This window comes from Borreliella afzelii (assembly GCF_014202295.1).
Taxonomy (GTDB): Bacteria; Spirochaetota; Spirochaetia; order Borreliales; family Borreliaceae; genus Borreliella; species Borreliella afzelii.
In genome coordinates this window covers 1-19,418 of sequence record NZ_JACHGM010000001.1, presented here as the reverse complement: position 1 = coordinate 19,418, position 19,418 = coordinate 1, and the positions used below count along the sequence as shown (strand labels likewise).

Sequence of the window (19,418 nt, the reverse complement as noted above, 5' to 3'; positions counted from 1 at the left end):
TAATATTATAATTCTCCTTTATTCTATTATTATTTCTTCTTTTTCTAAATAAATTGTTATTTTATTTATATTTTGATTCTCAGCTATTTTAGTGATAATATTTTCTTCTATTTTTTCCTTTATTGCAGCAATTACGCTTCTTGCTCCTGAATTTTTTTTATAGTATTTTGTGGTTATGAATTTGTTAATATCTTTTTTTATTTCTATTTCAATTCCTTTAGAGTAAAATTTTGTTTTAAGGGTATTTAAGTAGTTGCTACAAATTTCTTCTACGTTGTCTTTTGTAAGGACATTTAGGATAATTTTTTTTTGAATTCTGTCTAAAAGGGACAACTTGAATCTTTTTTCAAGATCTTGGTTTATTTCTTCTTTAAAGGTTTTTGTCTCTGCGTTTGTTTGTTGATTTTTGTTGAATCCAATATTCTTCTCTCCAAGAAGCATTCTAGATCCAACATTTGTAGTCATTATTATAATTGTGTTTTTAAATAGTATTTTGTCCTCTTTGCTATCAATAATTTCTCCGTTTTCAAGCATTCGACTTATTAAGTTTAATATAGAGTTGTGGGCATTTTCAATGTTTTCAAACAATATTAAAGTTTCAAATGAATGTTTTAATTTGTTTGTCAGAATGCCTCCATCAGAGTAACCCACGTATCCTGGATTTGTGCCAATTAATTTTGAAATAGAGTTTTCCTCTTTGTAATCTGACATATCTAGTTTTAATACTGAATTTTGATCCTTAATGATTTTTTTAGATAGTTCATCAATTAAAGTGGTTTTTCCACATCCATTTGATCCTATTAATAATATTGAAGTTAAAGGTTTAGAATCGTCATTGAGTCCAAGTTTGACTTTAATAATTTCTTTAATAAGCTCGCCTACTGCATGTTTTTGTCCGATCACTTTTTGATTGATTTTACTCTCTATTTCTTTTAATTCTGAAATTTCTTCTTTTATGTTATTTGTTGTTTTAATAGATAGTATTTCATTTATTGCTTTTTGTATATCATCTGATGTTACAACATTGTCTTTTGTAAGTTCTTCTTTTTTAATTGCACCAGCAATGTCTATTATATCTATTGCTTTATCTGGAAATCTTTTATTTATTAGATATTTAGATGAAAGCTTTACTATATTTGTAAGCGCACTTTTTTCATAAATTACTCCATGATAGTCTTCGAAATTTTTTGCAATATTTTTGATTATTTTTAGTGTATCTTTTTCATTAGGCTCTCTTACAGTAATTGTTTGGAATCTTCTGGCAAATGCTTTGTCTTTTGAAATATATTTTCGGTATTCATTATAAGTGGTTGCTCCAATAATTTGTATTTCAGCTCTAGAAAGTGATGGTTTTAATATATTTGATGCATCAAGAGCTCCTTCGGAATTTCCAGCTCCTATTAAAGTATGTATTTCGTCAATAAATATTATTGTGTTTTTATTTTTTTCAATATACTTAATTATATTATTTAAACGGTCTTCAAATTCACCTCTATATTTTGTTCCTGATACCAAGTTTGAAACTTTAAGCATTAAAATTGTTTTGTCTTGTAGTTTGCTGCTTATTTTTTTTTGTACTATGCTTGATGCAAGTCCTTCAACTATTGCTGTTTTTCCTACGCCAGGCTCACCTATTAGCATTGCGCTATTTTTGTTTCTTCTCAAGAGTATATTTGCAAGAGTTTTAATCTCTGCTTCTCTTCCAATCAAAGGATCTAATTTTTTATTTTTTGCAAGCGCTGTTAAATTTTTGACATACTTTTCAATTTCAAAGTGTTCATTTTCAAGTCGTATTTCTTCATCAAATTCTTTGTAGGTTTCAATTAATCTTATTTTATTTTTTTCCATGTATTCTAATACATTTTGATCTTTGAAGTCGAAGGTAGATTTGCTTAGTTTATACTTTTTTAGAAGTTTTTTATTTTTTAATATTTGATAAAAAATTTCTTTTGCTCCTATTAAGGGTTTGGATTTAAACTCCTTTTTAGCTTCTTTTATGAGAGCAAAAATTTCTTTATTGATTTTTGGAATAATTATTTCATTTTTTTCTATTAAAATTTTCTCTAATTTATCTATTTCAAATAGAACTTCCTGTTTAATGTTTTTTAGAGTTTTGGTATCTATAAATTTTATTTCAGATTTTTTGGGAGTGGTAATTATAGACATTAGTAGATGCCAAATTGAAACTTCTTTATTTTTATTTTTTCTTGCAATTTCTTTTGAATCTATTTCTACTAAATTTATTAAATTTTCTGTTATGTTAATATTTTTTTATCTCCATCTTTATTGCATTTATTATATCAAATATTTTATGTTTTTCCTTATACTCGAGTTTTACAGATATGTAAAATTTAATTTTTGGTTCTGTTCCAGAAGGTCTTACGGTTATTACAATTTCGTTTTCAAGTATAAATTTTATTGCGTTTGTAGGGTATTTGTATTCTTTGATTTCTGAAATTTCTTTTTTGAAGTTAATCTTTTTAAGAGCTTGATAGTCTAACTTTTCAATTATTTTAATTCCTGCGAATTGCATTTTTTGTTCTTTTCTTAGCTTTGACATTAGTGCTTCTCTTTGAATTTCTCCATTAGCTCCTTCAAAGTTTTTTTCTATATTAAATTCTTCATAATATCCGAATTCTTTATATATCTTTTCAAGGTAATCCTTAATTGTTTGGTTTTTAGCTTTTAAATCAAGCATTAAAGAACAAATCCCTTTTATAGCTGAAAATGCATCCTTATCTCTAACTTTTCTTCCTATTAGATATCCATGACTTTCTTCGCATGCAAAAGCAAATTTTTTATTTGGTTCGTTTTTTTCCATTTCATCAATTAAGCTTCCTATCCATTTAAATCCTGTATAAGTTCTAAAAATTCGAGAACCATATTTTTGGGCAATTTTTTCTAGCATTTGTGTTGTTACAAACGATGATATTACAAATGTATTTTTAGGATTCGTTTCTTTTGAGAGTATATAGTTCATTAAAATGCATGATATTTGATTGCCGTTTAAGAATATCCATTCGTTTTGATCTTTGAATGCAACCCCTATTCTGTCAGCGTCTGGATCTGTTGCAAGGGCAATGTCACAATCTTCTTTTTTTGCAAGCTCTATTACTTTAATCATTGATGTTTTTTTTTCTGGATTAGGATAGTTTATTGTTGGAAATTCAGGGTTTGGCATTATTTGGCTTTTTTCCAAAAAAAGCTGTACTTTACTATTTGTAAAGAGTTTTTTTATTATGGTTCCACCGGTGCCATGTAGCGCTGTATAGGCTACTTTTAAGTTTGTTTTTTTACTGTTATTTTCAAAATCAGGGAATTCTTTGTTTATTGTTTTTACGTACTCTTTGTCGATCTCATTATCGAGCTCTTTGATAATCTTTTTTTCAATTCCTTCTTTTATGGTAATTGTATTTATTATATTTTTTACCTTTTTAATTTCATTAGTTATTAGTGCGTCATGAGGTGGCATCATTTGAATTCCACCTTTCCAATATGCTTTATAGCCGTTATATTCTTTTGAATTATGACTTGCTGTTATCATAACGCCAACATCACAATCAAATTTTCTTATTGTATAAGATAGTTGGGGGGTGGGTCTTAAGTTTTTGTATATATATGTTTCAAAATTATTTGAGGCAAAAATTTGAGCAGCATGGTAAGCAAATTCTTTTGAAAAATATCTTGAATCATAACTTATTGCAACTTTGGGGGTTTTATTTATTTTAAGTACATAGTTACATATTCCTTGGCTTATTTTTTTTACATTATATGTGTTTATATAGCATGTTCCAGCTCCAATGACTCCCCTCATTCCAGCAGTGCCAAATTCTAGATCTTTGTAAAATCTGTTTAGAATTTCTGTCTCATTATTTGTTTTTTGAATTTTTATTGCTTCTTCTTGAAAATATATATCTTCTTCAAGAAGAATGTAATTTTTTAATTTTCTTTTGGCTTCGAGTTTTTGCATCAGCTATTCCTTTTATTTTATTTTATTTTATTAAACAAAGATTAATTAAATTATATTGATTTATAATGAATTATGTACTTGATATAGAATTTGTTATTAGATAATTTATAAGAATGTGTATTCAATTTTGGTCGTTAAATTAATGATAGATTTTTTTTTGAAATCAGAATATCTTCCCGCTGGTGATCAGCCTAAGGCAATAAAAGAGATTGAAAATTCTATTTTGCTAGGGAATAAGTATCAAACATTAAAAGGTGTTACGGGGAGTGGAAAGACTTTTACAATTGCAAATATAATTAAAAACTTAAACAGACCTGCCTTAGTTGTAAGTCATAACAAAACATTAGCAGCGCAACTTTATAGAGAGTTTAAAGACTTTTTTCCAAACAATGCTGTTGAATATTTTGTTTCTTATTATGATTATTATCAGCCAGAATCCTATGTGCCTTCAAAGGATTTATTTATTGAAAAAGAAGCTACTATTAATTCTGAGATAGAAATTAAGCGAATAAGAACGGTAACGTCTCTTGCTAAAAGACGAGATGTTATTGTTGTTGCAACTGTATCTTCAATTTATGCTCTTGGATCTCCGGATTTTTTCAAAAAATCAGCGCGAGAATTTTTTGTAGGTCAAAGAATTTCTATTAAAGAAATATCAGATATTTTTGTAGAGCTTTATTATGAGAGAACTTTGATAAATCTAGAAAGAGATAAATTTTCAATTAAGGGAGATATTATTGAAATTTGGCCAAGCAGTGAGCATGGAGAGTTTGCGTATCGAATTTGTTTTGATTTTGATGAGATTGTTAAAATATATAGGATTAGTTCATTTTCTAAAAAAAATTTAGGAGCTACGAATAGTTTTACTCTTTTTGCTAAATCTTATTTTGTAATTCCTTATCAAAACGTATTAGAAGCGATACCTAAAATATCTTATGATTTAGATCTCCAATGTCAATATTTTAAAGATAATGGCAAGCTTGTAGAAGCCGAGAGACTTAAGCAGAGGGTGGAGTATGATTTGGAAATGCTTAGAGAAACAGGATTTTGCTCTGGCATTGAAAATTATTCTAAATATTTGAGTGGAAGCACAATGGGAAGACCTTATTGTCTTTTTGATTTTTTCCCAAAAGATTACTTATTGTTTGTAGATGAATCTCATGTTACATTGCCACAATTTAGGGGGATGTATAATGGAGATTATTCTAGAAAATTGAATCTTGTTAACTTCGGATTTAGACTTCCTGCAGCGCTTGAAAATAGACCCCTTAAGTATGATGAATTTGACGCATTAATTAATCAGGTTGTGTTTGTATCTGCAACTCCAGGTTTTGAAGAGAATGAAAAGAGTAGTGTGATTGTTGATCAAATAATTCGTCCCACAGGCCTTGTTGATCCTGAAATTATTACTAGGCATTCTGATGGGCAAATGGAAGATCTTTATATCGAGATTCAAAAAAGAGTAGCTCTTAAAGAGCGGGTTTTAATTACTACTTTGACAAAAAAAATGTCTGAGGATTTGACTGAATATTTAGTAACTCTTGGTGTAAAGGCAAAATATTTACATTCAGAGCTTGACACTCTTGAAAGAGTAGAAGTTATTTCATTGCTTAGAAAATCTGAAATTGATGTTATTGTTGGTATTAACTTGCTTAGGGAAGGCTTAGATATTCCAGAAGTATCTCTTGTTGCAATATTAGATGCCGATAAAGTAGGGTTTTTAAGATCTGCTACTTCATTAATACAAACAATTGGCAGGGCTGCTAGAAATTCTAATGGACTTGTAATAATGTATTACGACAAAATAAGTGTAGCTATGCGGGAGGCAATTGAGGAGACTAATAGAAGACGTCAAATTCAGATTGATTATAATAAAAAAAATAATATTACTCCTAAGACAATTGTTAAGAAGATTCAAAATATTTTAGAAAAAGAACTAAATAACAAAAATAAAAATATTAGCTATGACTTTGAAAAAATGGTTTCAGGTGAGAAATTGTCTAAAAAAAAGCTTATTGATAAGCTTAAATTTGAACTAGAAGAAGCTGTTAATGATGAAAGATTTGAAGATGCAATTGTTTTAAGAGATAAAATAAAAGAGCTTGGTAGCAAAATTAGTGTGGCTCGCAATAAATGAAAGAGAGGTGTAATCTTTGTTAAAAAATTTGAAAAAAAAAATTATTGTCAGGGGAGCAAAAGAACACAATTTAAAAAATATTGATGTGGATATTCCAAAAGATGGTTTAGTTGTAATATCTGGCAAGAGTGGCTCTGGTAAATCTTCCTTGGCTTTTGATACTATTTTTGCAGAAGGGCAAAGAAGGTATATGGAATCCGTTTCAGCTTATGCAAGGCAGTTTTTGGGCGTAATGAAAAAACCTAATGTTGATTATATAGATGGACTTTCTCCTTCTATAGCTATTGAGCAGAGAACAATAAGTAATAATCCTCGTTCTACTGTTGGAACAATTACTGAGATTTATGATTATTATAGGCTAATATTTGCTAAAATAGGTAAAGCATACTGTCCAAATGATGGAAGATTAATAGAAGAGCAATCTTTAGATAAAATAGTTAATACTATTTTAAGTTATTCTGAAGGATCTAAGGTTATACTTTTTGCACCAATTGTAAGGGGCTCTAAAGGTTCGCATAAAAAAGTTTTAGAAAAAATATTAAATCAAGGTTTCAATAGAGTTAGAATAAATTCCAAAGATTATTTAATAGAAGATGCACTTAATTTAAATTTACATAAAAATAAAAAACATACTATTGAAATTATAGTTGATAGGATCAAGCTTAGCAATAATGTTCGAGTTAGGCTTGCAGAATCTATTGAGACTTCCCTTTCTGTTTCTAATGGATATTTACGAGTGGAAATTGAGAATGATTTAGAAAAAATAGACAAGCTTTTTACAGAGCATAATAGTTGTCCTTTGTGCGGATTTTCACTTCCTTTTATAGAGCCCAGACTTTTTTCATTTAATAGTCCATTTGGTGCTTGTAGTGAGTGTTCTGGTCTTGGCGTTACACTTGAGTTTGATTTTGAGAGTATTTGTCCTGATACCAATCTTTCTTTTAATGATGATGCTTTTATTACGTTTAAGACAAGTTCATCTTGGTCTGTAGCTATTTTCAAGGGGCTTGCCAAGCATTTTAATTTTAAATTAAATACTCCTATAAAAGACATTCCAGATAAAGTTCTTAAACAGATTTTGTACGGATCAAATGAAAAAATAAATTTCATTTACCAGTCCAAAGAAATGGAAGCAAAAGAGGTAGATGGAGGGTTTCATTATTCTAAAAAGTTTGAAGGACTTTTACCTCTTTTAAAAAGACGATATCTTACAACAGAATCAGAAAGCACTAAAATTTTTTATGAAAATTTGATGTCTAAAAAAATCTGTAATTCATGTAAAGGAAAGCGTTTAAGTGTTGGAGCTTTAACAGTGAAAATTAATGGGAGAGATATTCAAGATCTTACTAATTTGTCTGTATTTGATTCTTATATGTTTTTTGAAAACTTACAGCTTGATGCGGTGGATGAAAAAATATCTAAAGAAATTTTAAAGGAAATTAAAAGTAGGCTTAAATTTTTAATTGATGTTGGTCTTTCTTATCTGTATTTAAATAGAATATCAGGTAGTTTATCCGGGGGTGAGGCTCAGCGTATTAGGCTTGCTACTCAAATAGGGTCAGCACTTTCGGGTGTTATTTATGTTCTTGATGAGCCAAGCATTGGCCTTCATCAAAGAGATAATGAAAAATTAATCTCTACTCTTGTTAATCTTAAAAATCTTGGCAATACGGTAATTGTTGTTGAGCATGATGAGCAAACTTTGCGTACCGCAGATTATATTATTGATATGGGCCCTGGTGCTGGAATTCTTGGAGGGGAAATAGTTGCAAAGGGAACCTTAATAGATATTTTAAATAGTAAAAATAGTTTAACTGGTCAATATTTGAGTGGTGAGTTTAAAATAGATGTTCCAAGTTCTAGAAGAAAGACAGATAAGGGAGAGATTTTGCTTTTAGGTTCTAATAAAAACAATCTTAAAAATATAGACGTAAGTATTCCTTTGGGAGTTTTCACTGTAATAACAGGTGTTTCTGGTAGTGGAAAAAGTACTTTGCTTAACGAAGTGTTATATCCAGCTCTTGACAGCAGATTAAAGCTTGATAGAAAGTATTGTGATGGCTTTAAAGACATTATTGGGTATGAAAGAATCGATAAAATTATTCAAATAAATCAAAAACCAATAGGAAGAACTTCAAGGTCAAACCCAGCAACGTATGTTGGATTTTTTACAGAAATTAGGGAACTTTTTGCTAAGCTTCCGGATGCAAAGTCAAGAGGTTTTAAGGCCGGTAGATTTTCTTTTAATGTTAAAGGTGGAAGGTGTGAGAAATGTCAAGGAGATGGGTATCTTAATATTCAAATGCATTTTTTGCCAGATGTTTTTGTTCCTTGTGATTTGTGCAAGGGTAAAAAATTCAATGAAGAAACTTTAGAAGTTAGGTACAAAGGGAAAAATATACACGATGTTTTAGAGATGAGTGTGTTGGAAGCTAAAAACTTTTTTGAGAATGTTCCAAAAATTAATCATTATTTAAAATTTTTAATTGAAGTTGGACTTGAATACATTAAATTGGGGCAATCCGCAACAACTTTATCAGGGGGCGAAGCTCAGCGTATTAAGTTGGCTTTTGAATTGAGTAAAAAGAGCACAGGTAAAACCTTTTACATTATTGATGAACCAACAACCGGATTGCATTTTGATGACATAAAAAAGTTGTTAGAGGTTTTGCAGAGGTTAGTTTCTAATGGTAATACAGTTGTACTCATAGAGCATAATTTGGATGTAATTAAACAGGCAGATTATATAATAGATTTAGGTCCTGATGGTGGATTAGCAGGAGGAAATGTTGTTGTTTCTGGTATTCCCGAAGAGGTTGCAAAATGCGAGAATTCCTATACAGGAATGTTTTTAAAAAATCTTTTATAATATTGTTATTTTTTTTAACATTTTCTAATGTGATTTTTGCTCAAACTGTAAATGATGAAAATTCTAAAAAAAGAGATAAGTTAACTCTAAGTCAAAAATCTTATTTAAGAGAACTTGAGCTTTCAACTGATGAGGATTTGAAAAAATGGGCTTTACAAGAAGGCCTAAAAGAAACAGATGTTGTAAAAATACGAGAATTGCTTTTAAAAAAGTTTGGAATAGATCCCGAGCTTTTTGTTAAAGGAAAAGGACTTGCTGGATCTGGTAGATATAAAATAATAATTGAAGCTACAGACAATCTTGAAAATTTTACTTATGGACTTACTAAGGATGAAAGTATTGTTTTTGAAGGAAGAGTTAATATCTTAGTTGAAGATATTAAAGAAAATAAGAAGCATAATATTAAAGGTGACAGGATAGTCCTTAATAAGAACTCTAAAAAACTTTATTCTATTGGAAATGTCGAATATGTTCTTGATATGGATACTAATGAAAAGCTTTATTTTTATGGTAATGAATTTTTTGTTGATTTTGATTCTCAGAATTTTCTATTAAAAGATGGCATTCTCCAAAAAAAAATGCAAAAAAATCAAATAGATCATATTCTGTCTTTTGGAGGAAAAGTTTTAAAAAAGATAGACAATGATGTTACTATTTTAGAACAAGCTTTTGCAACAACTAGTAAAATTCCAGAGCCCTATTATTCGATCAAGGCTGCTAAAATATGGGTATTGCCTTCAGGAGATTTTGGGTTTTTAAATGCTATATTTTATATGGGAAGAGTTCCCGTATTCTATATTCCTTTTTTTTTCAGACCGGGAGATAGTTTATTTTTTAATCCATCTTTAGGCGTAAATCCACGCAAAGGTTTTTCTGTTTTTAACACTATTTATCTTTTTGGTAATAAATCTTCAAGCGAAGATTCTTCTTTTTTGGATTTTGATTTTAATTCTGTTTATAATTCAGGTAAAAAACCTTATATAAGAAATGGATATTTAACTTATTTTTTTGCAGAAAATTTAGCACAAAATCCTAATAAAGATTATGTTAAGTTGATTTTTGATATTTATGCCAATCTGGGATTTTATTCCGGAATTGATTTTGATTTGAGCAATACTTTGGGGCATTTTAAAACTTTAGAGGGAAATTTTGGATTAGGTTTTACCAGAAATGTTTATAGTTATGATGGAGGATATTATCCTTTTGATAATAGAACTTTAAAACAATCTCTTTTTAGTTTTTCTAATCTTAACAAAGGAGATATATTTGGGTTTGAAGTTCCTTTTAGATATTTACTTAAATTTAAAACAGAATTTCTTTTAAGTGATGCACTTTTTTCGGTTGTTTTAGAACACTATTCCGATCCATATGTTAATATTGATTTTAGAGACAGAATAGAGAGTGCTTCATTTTTTTCTCTTTTAAACTTAGGTGAAGATTCGGTTAAAGAGCAAACCAGTATTAACTCTTTTGATTGGAATTTGTCTTCTTTTTATAGCCGAACATTTAATGATGGTTCAATTTTAGATTACAAATTAAATAATTTAGGCTTAGGTTTCAAATTGTCGGGTTATGAGAACCTTTATGTTAAATCTCCTTTGGAGAAACCAAAAGAGATTAATGATCCTACAAGAAAATGGTTTTATTTGGAGAGAATTTATGCTCCATATATTGATTTAAATTTCCAAAAAGATCTTTACAATAATCAATGGACATTTCCATCTGATGCTAAAGAAATTATAATGCGTCCAGAAATTAAAGATCTAGAAGATAAAGATAATTATAAAAAGAGTCCTAAGGGGGGAGAGACTGAAGAAATAAAAGATTTAAATAAAAATTTATATATTTCTCCAGAACCAATTACTTTAAAAAGTATTGATCAATTTGATTCTTTTTTTATTAGGTTTGGTATTAATCCTTATTTAAGGAATAATGTATTTTTCAATAATTATGGCATCACAAGTCCAAAGGACTTTAATTATGAAATAAAAAATTATTTATTTGATATAAAAAATAAAACGGATATAAAAATTCATGCGGATTTTTATAATCGTTTAATTACTTTTGAAAATTTATTATATCTTAATACTATTGAGTATAATCCCTTAACTAAAGATTTTAAAGTTGAAGATAAAGATAAAAAAAGTGAACATTCTGTTATTAATCAAATAAATTTAAACCTGCTTCCTTTTATTAGGTATCCTTTATTATCTAGAAGTGTTTTGAAGCTTGAGAATAAGGTTACTTTGTATTCATTTAATAAGAAATATGATACTGATGTAAAATCTTTAGTTAATAAGAATAGTAGTATTTTTTTCTCTGATCCGGAAACTTTTTATCAAAGCTTAACAGCTTCTTTGATTTATGATTATAATTATTTTAATGCTGAGCTTTCAGGCGAATTAAAAAACAGTTTTGAAGATATTAAAGCTTCTTCTGAACTTAAACTTTCTTTAGATTTTCCTTATTTATTGCAAGAAGCTGGAATTGGAATTAAATATTATAAAAAGTTTAAAGAAGATGCTGTAAAAAACTCTGGAATTTCTGGTGTTCAATCTTTATTGAATCCCTTAGAGCCTCAAAAACCATCGTCACCTTATAAAAATTTAGAAATGTCTCCTGCTTTGTATTATAAAATTGAGCCAAGATATTTGAATTATTTTAAATTTAGTTTTTTAGCTGCTTATGATCCTTTAATAAATAGAGTTTCTGAACTTTCTTTTAAGCTTAATGTTTTTGATTTTCAGGTTTTGTTTGCGATGAAAGATGATTTTGAATATAATTATGATCCTTTAAAGGGGGATTTTTCCAAGGTTGGCATTGCAACTAAACTTGTTCCATATTCTTTAGATTCTAGTTATAAGAAAGAATTTAACGTTTTAAATTTGTTTGATAAGAAGCTTTCTTTTACTTTAGGAATAGATGCTGGTTGGAAAATAAATTTACAAAAATTTACTGATAATGAACTTTGGACTGCATTGACTTTTAAATTTAAATATACAGAATTTTTAGAAATTTATTTTTCTACTTTTTCTGTAAATACTAAGACTTTTAGATATTTTAAAGGATATATGGATCAAATTGGTCTTGAGACCGTCAATATTTTTACTGATTTGTTGAAATCTTTTAATTTCTTTAATTCTCAAGACAGAAAAAATTCACTTTTTAAAATTAAAAAATTTTCATCAGGCTTTAAATTTAATTTTTATGATTGGAAATTTGTTGGCGAATATAATTTAGAGCCAGATTTGCTAAAAGGATCTGACGGTATTTATTCTCCTATTTGGAGAAATAATTTTACAATTTATATTTCTTGGAATTTTTTTGCTCCTGTAAAAGCATCATTTGAAAACAATAAAGATACAAACTATGATCTTATCATTAATAGAAAAACAAAAAAATAATAACGATTTTTATGTATTGCTAGCATTGATTTTCACAGTTCTTGTTATTAAAATATTTATTGTTTTTTTTACTTCAATTCCTACTTTTGTTATGTTGAGTTTGAAAATAGACGGATATTTAATAGCTGCTGAGTTTAAAGCAGTGCTATTTTGGAGTTTGGAAAAAATTTTTGGATATGCTTTAAATTTAAATGAAGTTTTAGGGCCAATAAAAAACTCCCTATATTTATTTTTATACTTTGTTTCATTGTTTATTGCAAGATCTTCTTTTTTTAAGACAATTTTATTGTTGTTAAGACTGGTGTTTTGCCAATTTATTTTTACTACGTCTAAACTATTGTTTGTAATTTGAATATAAATATATTCATTTGTCGCTTTAATTAGATCTATGCTAATGTATTTAGAAGGAGATTCTAAAACTTTAAAATCAGTTTCATAATTAGGGTTTATTTTTATTGTTGTGCAACAATAAAAATAAACCATTGAAAGCGGGAATATTGTTTTTATATATTTTTTAGTAATATTTTTACTTAGTTTTGTGAAAGCCAAGATCTGCAATATTTTCATTTCCTGGAATAAAAGAAATTTTTCCACCTTGTTCTTCAAATTTTTTCCTTAGTTCAACTGTTTTTTTGATTAAATTAATAGTAATTTGCTTTAGCTTTTTGCTATTATATATTCCTTTTGACCAATAGTCAATTATTAATTTGCTGTCGCCAAATATGTTTGTTATGTTTTCTTTTAATGCTATTTTGAGTGCTGTGTATAGGGCAAGTAGTTCTCCAAAATTGTTGCTAATCCCTTGAAAATTTTTTACATAATGATTGCCATATTCATTAATCAAGGATTTGTCTAGGATTTTGTCTAATATTGAAATTCTTTTTTCGTTTACAACTCTAATTTCTACACCCTTTCCTCTTCCTGTTCCAGAATCAAAATATATTCCAATAGGGTGATGATAGATTGTATCCCCATTATTAAATAGCCAATTTTGAGCTTGTTCTATTGTTTTAAAACTTTTTATTTTATTATTTTTTCCTTTAATAGCAGTTTTGCATTCTTCCCAGGATTTGAAAATAATTTTTTCATTACTATTGATCAAAATACATGCATAATATTTGTCCATATAGCAGTATTAGCTTCCTGAGCACCAGAGGTTTGTTATATTGCAAGCTCTTCCAAAAATTTTTTCTTCTGATTTTTTCAATTCCATTGTATCTACTATTTCTTTGTTGTAACCAATGAATTTTTCTTTTAAGCTTGGTTTAATGAGTCTTTTTGGAAGCACGCTGGGGAGTATTCCTGCAATCGTATAAGACATGTAAAAATTGTAAGCGGCCGCATTTATTTCTCCAGGAGTAATTATTCCTGAAATTTCGTAATTTCTTGATACATTAAGACCCGCTATTTTATATATTCTATCAACTACTAAAGAACAATAGGTTTTGTTATGAATTTCTTCAAGATTAAATGAATCTGTCCATAAATTAGAGGATATTAATGGAATCATATATCCAAAGTTATTGTCAATATATCTGCTTCTTCCAAAATTAATAGCTTTTTGGATTGTTCTTGTGTCTGTTATTGGTGAGAATATTTTTAATATTCTTGATTGTACATATGTTGAAAGTTTTTCATATCCTGAGCCTTGAGTAGATGCTGTATCGAATTTGATTTGATTGCTTGTAATTATTGATTTTATATCAAAACTATCATTCCCATTGAACGCAATTTTTTTAGTGGCTTCGTATTTTTCTTCATCAAATATTCCTACATGTTGCCAAAAATAAAAAAACTCTGTCCAATCTATTTTTGGTTTTATTAGTATTATGTCGCCATTTGATAAAAGAGATCTGAATTTTTCAGGAGTTATTTCAATGCCTGTATTTGGGTCTATTATTTGGGGTATTAGATCATATTGATTGCTATTATTGGAGTCAGTAGTTGATCTTTTTCTTCTTCTAGAAGGTGATGATTGTTTTGAATAATACAATTCATTGTGAAGATCTGCAATTTTTTGTTTATCAATTATCGTTTTTATTGTGCTGTTTTCAACTTTTAAAAAGTGCATAAATTGTTCAAAATATTTTTTATCTTTTATTTTTAATAATTGATTTGCTATTGTGTGAGGTGCAACATATTCTTCCCCATCTATTATTTCTTTTGTTATTGTGTTTATATTTTCTTGAGGGAAGAATGAATTGATATGGCTAAATTGTATGTATCCTAAATTTTTATCATGGAATGTTTGCTCAATTAAGTTTAAAATTTCTTTTTCTAGTTGCATTTGTAATTCTATTAATGCTGTCAATTTTTCATTATCTGAATTTGTATGATTAAAATTTGTTTTTTTCTCAAAAGCAGTATCAATTTTAATTGTTATATTACCATTGACGCTGCTTTGATCTATAAACTTTATCCATTCTGTTTCATTATTTAAATAATTTTTATAAGCATTTAAATAGTTTTTTATTTCTTCTAGTTTTTGTGGACTTATTTTAATTTTTGCTGCTGTTTGTTTTATTAGAAAAGAATTATCGCTATTGTTTAAAATCTCTTGGATGCTGGATATTGGTATTCGATATTCTGTACTAGAAGGATTCTTTATTAAAGAGCTTTCTAGCGGTGTTCTTTGTGTTAATATGATTTCTGATGTGTTTAGATTTTTTGACTTGTTATCTGCAATTAAGGAACAAGAGAATAGTAAAGCGTGCGCAGTCAATATTAATCTATTAATTTTCTTCATGGTAGTATTTTAGCATAATTATTGTCAATGTTTTTGATTTAAGGTATTACTTAAATCTGCTTTTTTGTTTTTGGTAAATTTTCTACACCTGTAATATTTTTTAAAAATATTAATAAATGATTGATCTTTTTTAAGATAAACTATAATATTTTAATATATGGCAATTTTTATAAAGGGGAAAGCCGATGGAAGAATATTTAAATCCTATAAATATATTTTCGGAAATAGGTCGTTTGAAAAAAGTTTTGCTTCATAGGCCAGGAGAAGAATTAGAAAATTTAACACCTTTTATTATGAAAAATTTTTTATTTGATGATATTCCTTATCTTGAAGTTGCAAGACAAGAGCATGAAGTTTTTGCAAGTATTTTAAAAAATAATTTAGTTGAAATTGAGTATATTGAGGACCTTGTTAGTGAGGTTCTTGTTTCTTCTGTAGCGCTCCAAAATAAATTTATATCTCAATTTATTTTGGAGGCAGAAATAAAAACAGATTTTACAATTAATCTTTTAAAAGATTATTTTTCTAGCTTAACTATTGATAATATGATCTCTAAAATGATTTCGGGTGTTGTAACAGAGGAGCTTAAAAATTATACGTCTTCTCTTGATGATTTGGTTAATGGTGCAAATCTTTTTATTATTGATCCTATGCCCAACGTTTTATTTACTAGGGATCCTTTTGCTAGTATTGGCAATGGAGTTACAATAAATAAAATGTTTACTAAAGTTAGACAAAGAGAGACAATATTTGCAGAGTATATTTTTAAATATCATCCCGTTTACAAGGAAAATGTTCCAATTTGGTTAAATAGATGGGAAGAGGCTTCTTTAGAAGGTGGAGATGAACTTGTTTTAAACAAAGGTCTTTTGGTTATTGGAATTTCCGAAAGAACAGAAGCAAAGTCTGTAGAAAAATTGGCTATTAGCCTTTTTAAAAATAAGACTTCATTTGATACAATTTTGGCTTTTCAAATTCCAAAAAATAGGTCTTATATGCATTTGGATACGGTTTTTACCCAAATTGATTATAGTGTTTTTACAAGTTTTACAAGTGATGATATGTATTTTTCAATTTATGTTTTAACATATAATCCAAGTTCCAGTAAAATTCATATTAAAAAAGAAAAAGCCAGGATTAAAGATGTTTTAAGTTTTTATCTTGGCAGGAAGATTGACATAATAAAATGTGCGGGTGGAGACTTAATACATGGGGCAAGAGAACAATGGAATGATGGTGCTAATGTTTTAGCTATAGCTCCAGGAGAAATAATTGCTTATTCTAGAAATCATGTGACTAATAAGTTATTTGAAGAAAATGGCATTAAGGTTCATAGAATTCCGTCTAGTGAGCTCTCAAGAGGTCGTGGAGGTCCAAGATGCATGTCTATGCCGTTAATAAGAGAGGATATTTAGTATTCGACTTAAATGAACTAAACTGATGGTTTTTAAAAACTAATTGTAAGGTTGGGGGGTTATTATGTATAATTTACGAAATAGGAGCTTTTTAAATCTTTTAGATTTTACAAGCAAAGATATTAAATATTTACTTGATTTATCGATTGATTTAAAAAAATCAAAATATGCAGGAATTGAGGTGCAGAAACTTAAAGGTAAAAATATAGTTATAATTTTCGAGAAAGATTCAACAAGAACGCGGTGTGCTTTTGAAATTGCAGCATATGATCAAGGGGCAAATATTACGTATTTAGGACCTAAGGGGAATCAAATAGGCGTAAAAGAGTCTATGAAAGATACCGCTAGAGTTTTAGGGCGCATGTATGATGCCATTGGGTTTAGGGGGTTTTCTCAAGAGACTGTTGAATGTTTGGCAAATTATTCTAATGTTCCTGTTTACAATGGATTGACAGATATTTCTCACCCAACCCAAATACTAGCTGATTTGATGACAATAAAAGAGCATAAGGGAAGTTTAAAAGGAATTAAAATAGTATTTTGTGGCGATGGCAGGGGGAATATTGCTAATTCTTTGTTAAAAGGTTGTGCTATTATGGGACTAGATTTCAGAATTTTTGCCCCCAAAGAGCTTTTTCCAGATTCCAATTTGACTCTTAAGGCTAAGTCTTTAGCTTTAAAGAGTGGGGGCAAAATTACAATTACGGATTCTAAAGAGGAGGCTGTTAAATGCGCTGATGTTGTGTATACTGATGTGTGGGTATCTATGGGCGAGGAGAGTAATTGGGAAGATAGAATAAATCTTCTAAAGCTTTATCAGGTCAATAAAGAATTGATGTGCATGGCAAAAGATGATGCAATATTTATGCATTGTTTACCTGCTTTTCATGATTTGAGTACTGTGGTTGGTAGGGATATTTTTGATAAATATGGACTTGATGGAATTGAAGTTACAGAAGAAATTTTTGAAAGTAAAAATTCAGTTGTTTTTGATGTTGCTGAAAATAGGGTGCATGCCATTAAAGCCGTTATGGTATCGACTTTGGGATAATAAATGGTATTTATTTATATGAAATTTGAAATTATTTAGGAGGAATGTTATGAGCAAAATGCCAAGTAGTTTTACAATAATATTCTCTTTAATTGTGTTTGTTACTATCTTAACATATGTGATTCCTGCTGGGAAGTTTGATAAAGAATTTAGGCAAATAGGCGATGGGCCTAAAAGGGAGATAATCGTTGCCGGAACTTATCAAACTATCGATAGAGGTCCTAGAGGGTTTTTACATCCTATTATGACTATTCTAACTGCAATGTCAAAAGGTATGGAACATGCAGCTGAAGTTATTATTTTTGTTTTAATTGTTGGAGGTGCTTATGGGATTATTATGAAAACAGGAGCAATAGATGCGGGAATTTATTCTTTAATTAAGAAGTTAGGACATAAAGATAAATTGCTTATTCCTTTGTTAATGTTTATTTTTTCAATTGGTGGAACTGTAACTGGAATGAGTGAAGAGACTCTTCCTTTTTATTTTGTTATGATTCCCTTAATAGTGGCCTTGGGTTATGATAATGTTGTTGGAGTAGCTATTATTGCTTTGGGAGCTGGAGTGGGGACTATGGCTTCTACTGTAAATCCATTTGCTACGGGAATTGCATCTGCAATAGCCTCTATTAGTTTGCAGGATGGATTTTCTTTTAGAATTGTTCTTTATTTTATATCAATATTAGTTGCTATAATTTATGTTTGTGTTTATGCATCTAGAATTAAAAAGGATCCCTCAAAATCACTTGTGTATTCCAAAAAAAATGAACATTATCAATATTTTGTAAAAAATGAGATTTCTAAAGAAGATAATGTTCAAAATACTCTTGAGTTTACTTTTGCTCGTAAATTAGTTTTACTTTTGTTTGGGTTTATGATATTGTTTTTGGTATTTAGTATTGTTCAGCTTGGTTGGTGGATGCAAGAAATGACAATGTTATATCTTGGAGTTGCTATTATATCGGCTTTTATTTGTAGATTGGATGAATCTGAAATGTGGGATGCTTTTGTGAAAGGTTCTGAAAGTTTGATAACAGCAGCTCTTATTATTGGGCTTGCTAGAGGTGTTATGATAGTATGTGATGATGGTTTGATTACAGCTACTATGTTAAATGCCGCTACTAATTTTTTATATAATCTTCCAAGACCTTTTTTCATCATTTTGAATGAAATTATTCAAATATTTATAGGATTTATTGTTCCATCTTCATCAGGGCATGCTAGTTTAACTATGCCAATAATGGCTCCACTTGCTGATTTTTTGTCAATGCCGAGGTCTTCAGTTGTTATTGCCATGCAAACTTCATCTGGACTTATTAATTTAATAACACCTACAAGCGGAGTTATAATGGCTGTATTAGGGATATCTAAATTGAGTTATGGTACTTGGTTTAAGTTTGTTTTGCCGTTATTTATTATTGAGTTCTTTATTTCTATTTTAGTTATTATAGCCAACGTTTATTTGAATTTTTAGCTACTAGCTATAGGGATTCTTTGTTGCTTTAACTAGTATTGCTAGTTGCTAGTGGTTTGAATTCCAGAATCCATAATAATTCCAGCAAATTGATGATTGATGCTAAAAGAATTGATAAGATGTACACCAATTAGAATAAATTCATTCGGATTTATTCTATGAAAATTTTTTTGTTTAGCAGATTTGCCTTTTTTTTAAAAAAAAGTTGCACAAAAACATTATACACTTATTTAGGAAATTCCCATTGAGAAGTAGTTAATTTATTTTGTTTTCATTTTCAAATTTTTTCAACCAATTGTTGTGAATCTTTTGTATACTATTAGATTATATTATATAATATAATCTAATAGTATAC

At 28.6% G+C, this 19,418-nt stretch carries 11 protein-coding genes; 6 read left to right on the top strand and 5 right to left on the bottom strand.

The annotated features are described in order from the left end of the window. Positions 1–18 precede the first annotated feature (18 nt). Positions 19–2,166, bottom strand: a complete 2,148-nt coding sequence (locus HNP63_RS00055) for an AAA family ATPase (RefSeq protein ID WP_221244516.1) — start codon at positions 2,164–2,166, stop codon at positions 19–21. Positions 2,167–2,260: 94 nt separating this feature from the next. Beyond that, positions 2,261–3,970 carry a phospho-sugar mutase gene (locus tag HNP63_RS00050; protein ID WP_004789823.1) on the bottom strand — a complete coding sequence of 570 codons (1,710 nt, stop codon included), beginning with the start codon at positions 3,968–3,970 and terminating at the stop codon, positions 2,261–2,263. A 142-nt stretch (positions 3,971–4,112) separates the two neighbouring features. On the opposite strand from HNP63_RS00050, the gene uvrB reads away from it, so the two are divergent. The 3 genes from uvrB to HNP63_RS00035 are packed head-to-tail and all read left to right on the top strand — an operon-like array spanning position 4,113 to position 12,380. Next, positions 4,113–6,107: an excinuclease ABC subunit UvrB gene (uvrB, locus tag HNP63_RS00045; RefSeq protein WP_004789513.1), complete on the top strand. Its 1,995-nt coding sequence runs from the start codon at positions 4,113–4,115 to the stop codon at positions 6,105–6,107. A gap of 16 nt (positions 6,108–6,123) precedes the next feature. Next, entirely contained in the window at positions 6,124–8,976 is a 2,853-nt protein-coding gene (gene uvrA / locus HNP63_RS00040; RefSeq protein WP_004789478.1) for an excinuclease ABC subunit UvrA, read from the top strand. Next, entirely contained in the window at positions 8,931–12,380 is a 3,450-nt protein-coding gene (locus tag HNP63_RS00035) for an LPS-assembly protein LptD (RefSeq protein WP_183226892.1), read from the top strand. Before uvrA ends, HNP63_RS00035 begins: the two co-directional genes overlap by 46 nt. Before the next feature lie 9 nt (positions 12,381–12,389). On the opposite strand, the gene HNP63_RS00030 is transcribed toward HNP63_RS00035, so the two are convergent. From HNP63_RS00030 to HNP63_RS00020, 3 genes are read right to left on the bottom strand one after another with little or no spacing between them, the layout of a single operon-like run. Continuing rightward, complete coding sequence (locus HNP63_RS00030; protein ID WP_004789814.1) at positions 12,390–12,938, bottom strand: hypothetical protein; 549 nt, start codon at positions 12,936–12,938, stop codon at positions 12,390–12,392. Continuing rightward, on the bottom strand, positions 12,907–13,506 hold the full coding sequence (locus HNP63_RS00025; protein ID WP_011601266.1) for a ribonuclease H family protein: 600 nt from the start codon (positions 13,504–13,506) through the stop codon (positions 12,907–12,909). The genes HNP63_RS00030 and HNP63_RS00025 overlap by 32 nt, the downstream gene beginning before the upstream one ends. 9 nt (positions 13,507–13,515) lie before the next feature. Beyond that, positions 13,516–15,126, bottom strand: coding sequence for a hypothetical protein (locus HNP63_RS00020; protein ID WP_183226890.1), 1,611 nt, complete (start codon positions 15,124–15,126; stop codon positions 13,516–13,518). Between the two features lie 185 nt (positions 15,127–15,311). Here HNP63_RS00020 and arcA point away from each other — a divergent pair, with 185 nt between their 5' ends. The 3 genes from arcA to HNP63_RS00005 all read left to right on the top strand — a co-directional run bounded on the left by arcA (position 15,312) and on the right by HNP63_RS00005 (position 19,063). Beyond that, complete coding sequence (gene arcA, locus HNP63_RS00015; protein ID WP_011601268.1) at positions 15,312–16,541, top strand: arginine deiminase; 1,230 nt, start codon at positions 15,312–15,314, stop codon at positions 16,539–16,541. A 64-nt stretch (positions 16,542–16,605) separates the two neighbouring features. After that, positions 16,606–17,592: an ornithine carbamoyltransferase gene (gene argF, locus HNP63_RS00010; RefSeq protein WP_011601269.1), complete on the top strand. Its 987-nt coding sequence runs from the start codon at positions 16,606–16,608 to the stop codon at positions 17,590–17,592. A gap of 49 nt (positions 17,593–17,641) precedes the next feature. Next, positions 17,642–19,063, top strand: a complete 1,422-nt coding sequence (locus HNP63_RS00005; RefSeq protein WP_183226888.1) for a YfcC family protein — start codon at positions 17,642–17,644, stop codon at positions 19,061–19,063. Positions 19,064–19,418: the final 355 nt, after the last annotated feature.

What these genes read in the sequence shown, in the direction of transcription:
- argF (WP_011601269.1), top strand. Translation starts at nt 16,606, where the DNA reads ATGTATAATTTACGAAATAGGAGCTTTTTAAATCTTTTAGATTTTACA.
- HNP63_RS00035 (WP_183226892.1), top strand. Translation starts at nt 8,931, where the DNA reads ATGCGAGAATTCCTATACAGGAATGTTTTTAAAAAATCTTTTATAATA.
- HNP63_RS00005 (WP_183226888.1), top strand. Translation starts at nt 17,642, where the DNA reads ATGAGCAAAATGCCAAGTAGTTTTACAATAATATTCTCTTTAATTGTG.
- uvrB (WP_004789513.1), top strand. Translation starts at nt 4,113, where the DNA reads ATGATAGATTTTTTTTTGAAATCAGAATATCTTCCCGCTGGTGATCAG.
- HNP63_RS00055 (WP_221244516.1), bottom strand. Translation starts at nt 2,166, where the DNA reads ATGTCTATAATTACCACTCCCAAAAAATCTGAAATAAAATTTATAGAT.
- HNP63_RS00050 (WP_004789823.1), bottom strand. Translation starts at nt 3,970, where the DNA reads ATGCAAAAACTCGAAGCCAAAAGAAAATTAAAAAATTACATTCTTCTT.
- arcA (WP_011601268.1), top strand. Translation starts at nt 15,312, where the DNA reads ATGGAAGAATATTTAAATCCTATAAATATATTTTCGGAAATAGGTCGT.
- HNP63_RS00020 (WP_183226890.1), bottom strand. Translation starts at nt 15,126, where the DNA reads ATGAAGAAAATTAATAGATTAATATTGACTGCGCACGCTTTACTATTC.
- HNP63_RS00025 (WP_011601266.1), bottom strand. Translation starts at nt 13,506, where the DNA reads ATGGACAAATATTATGCATGTATTTTGATCAATAGTAATGAAAAAATT.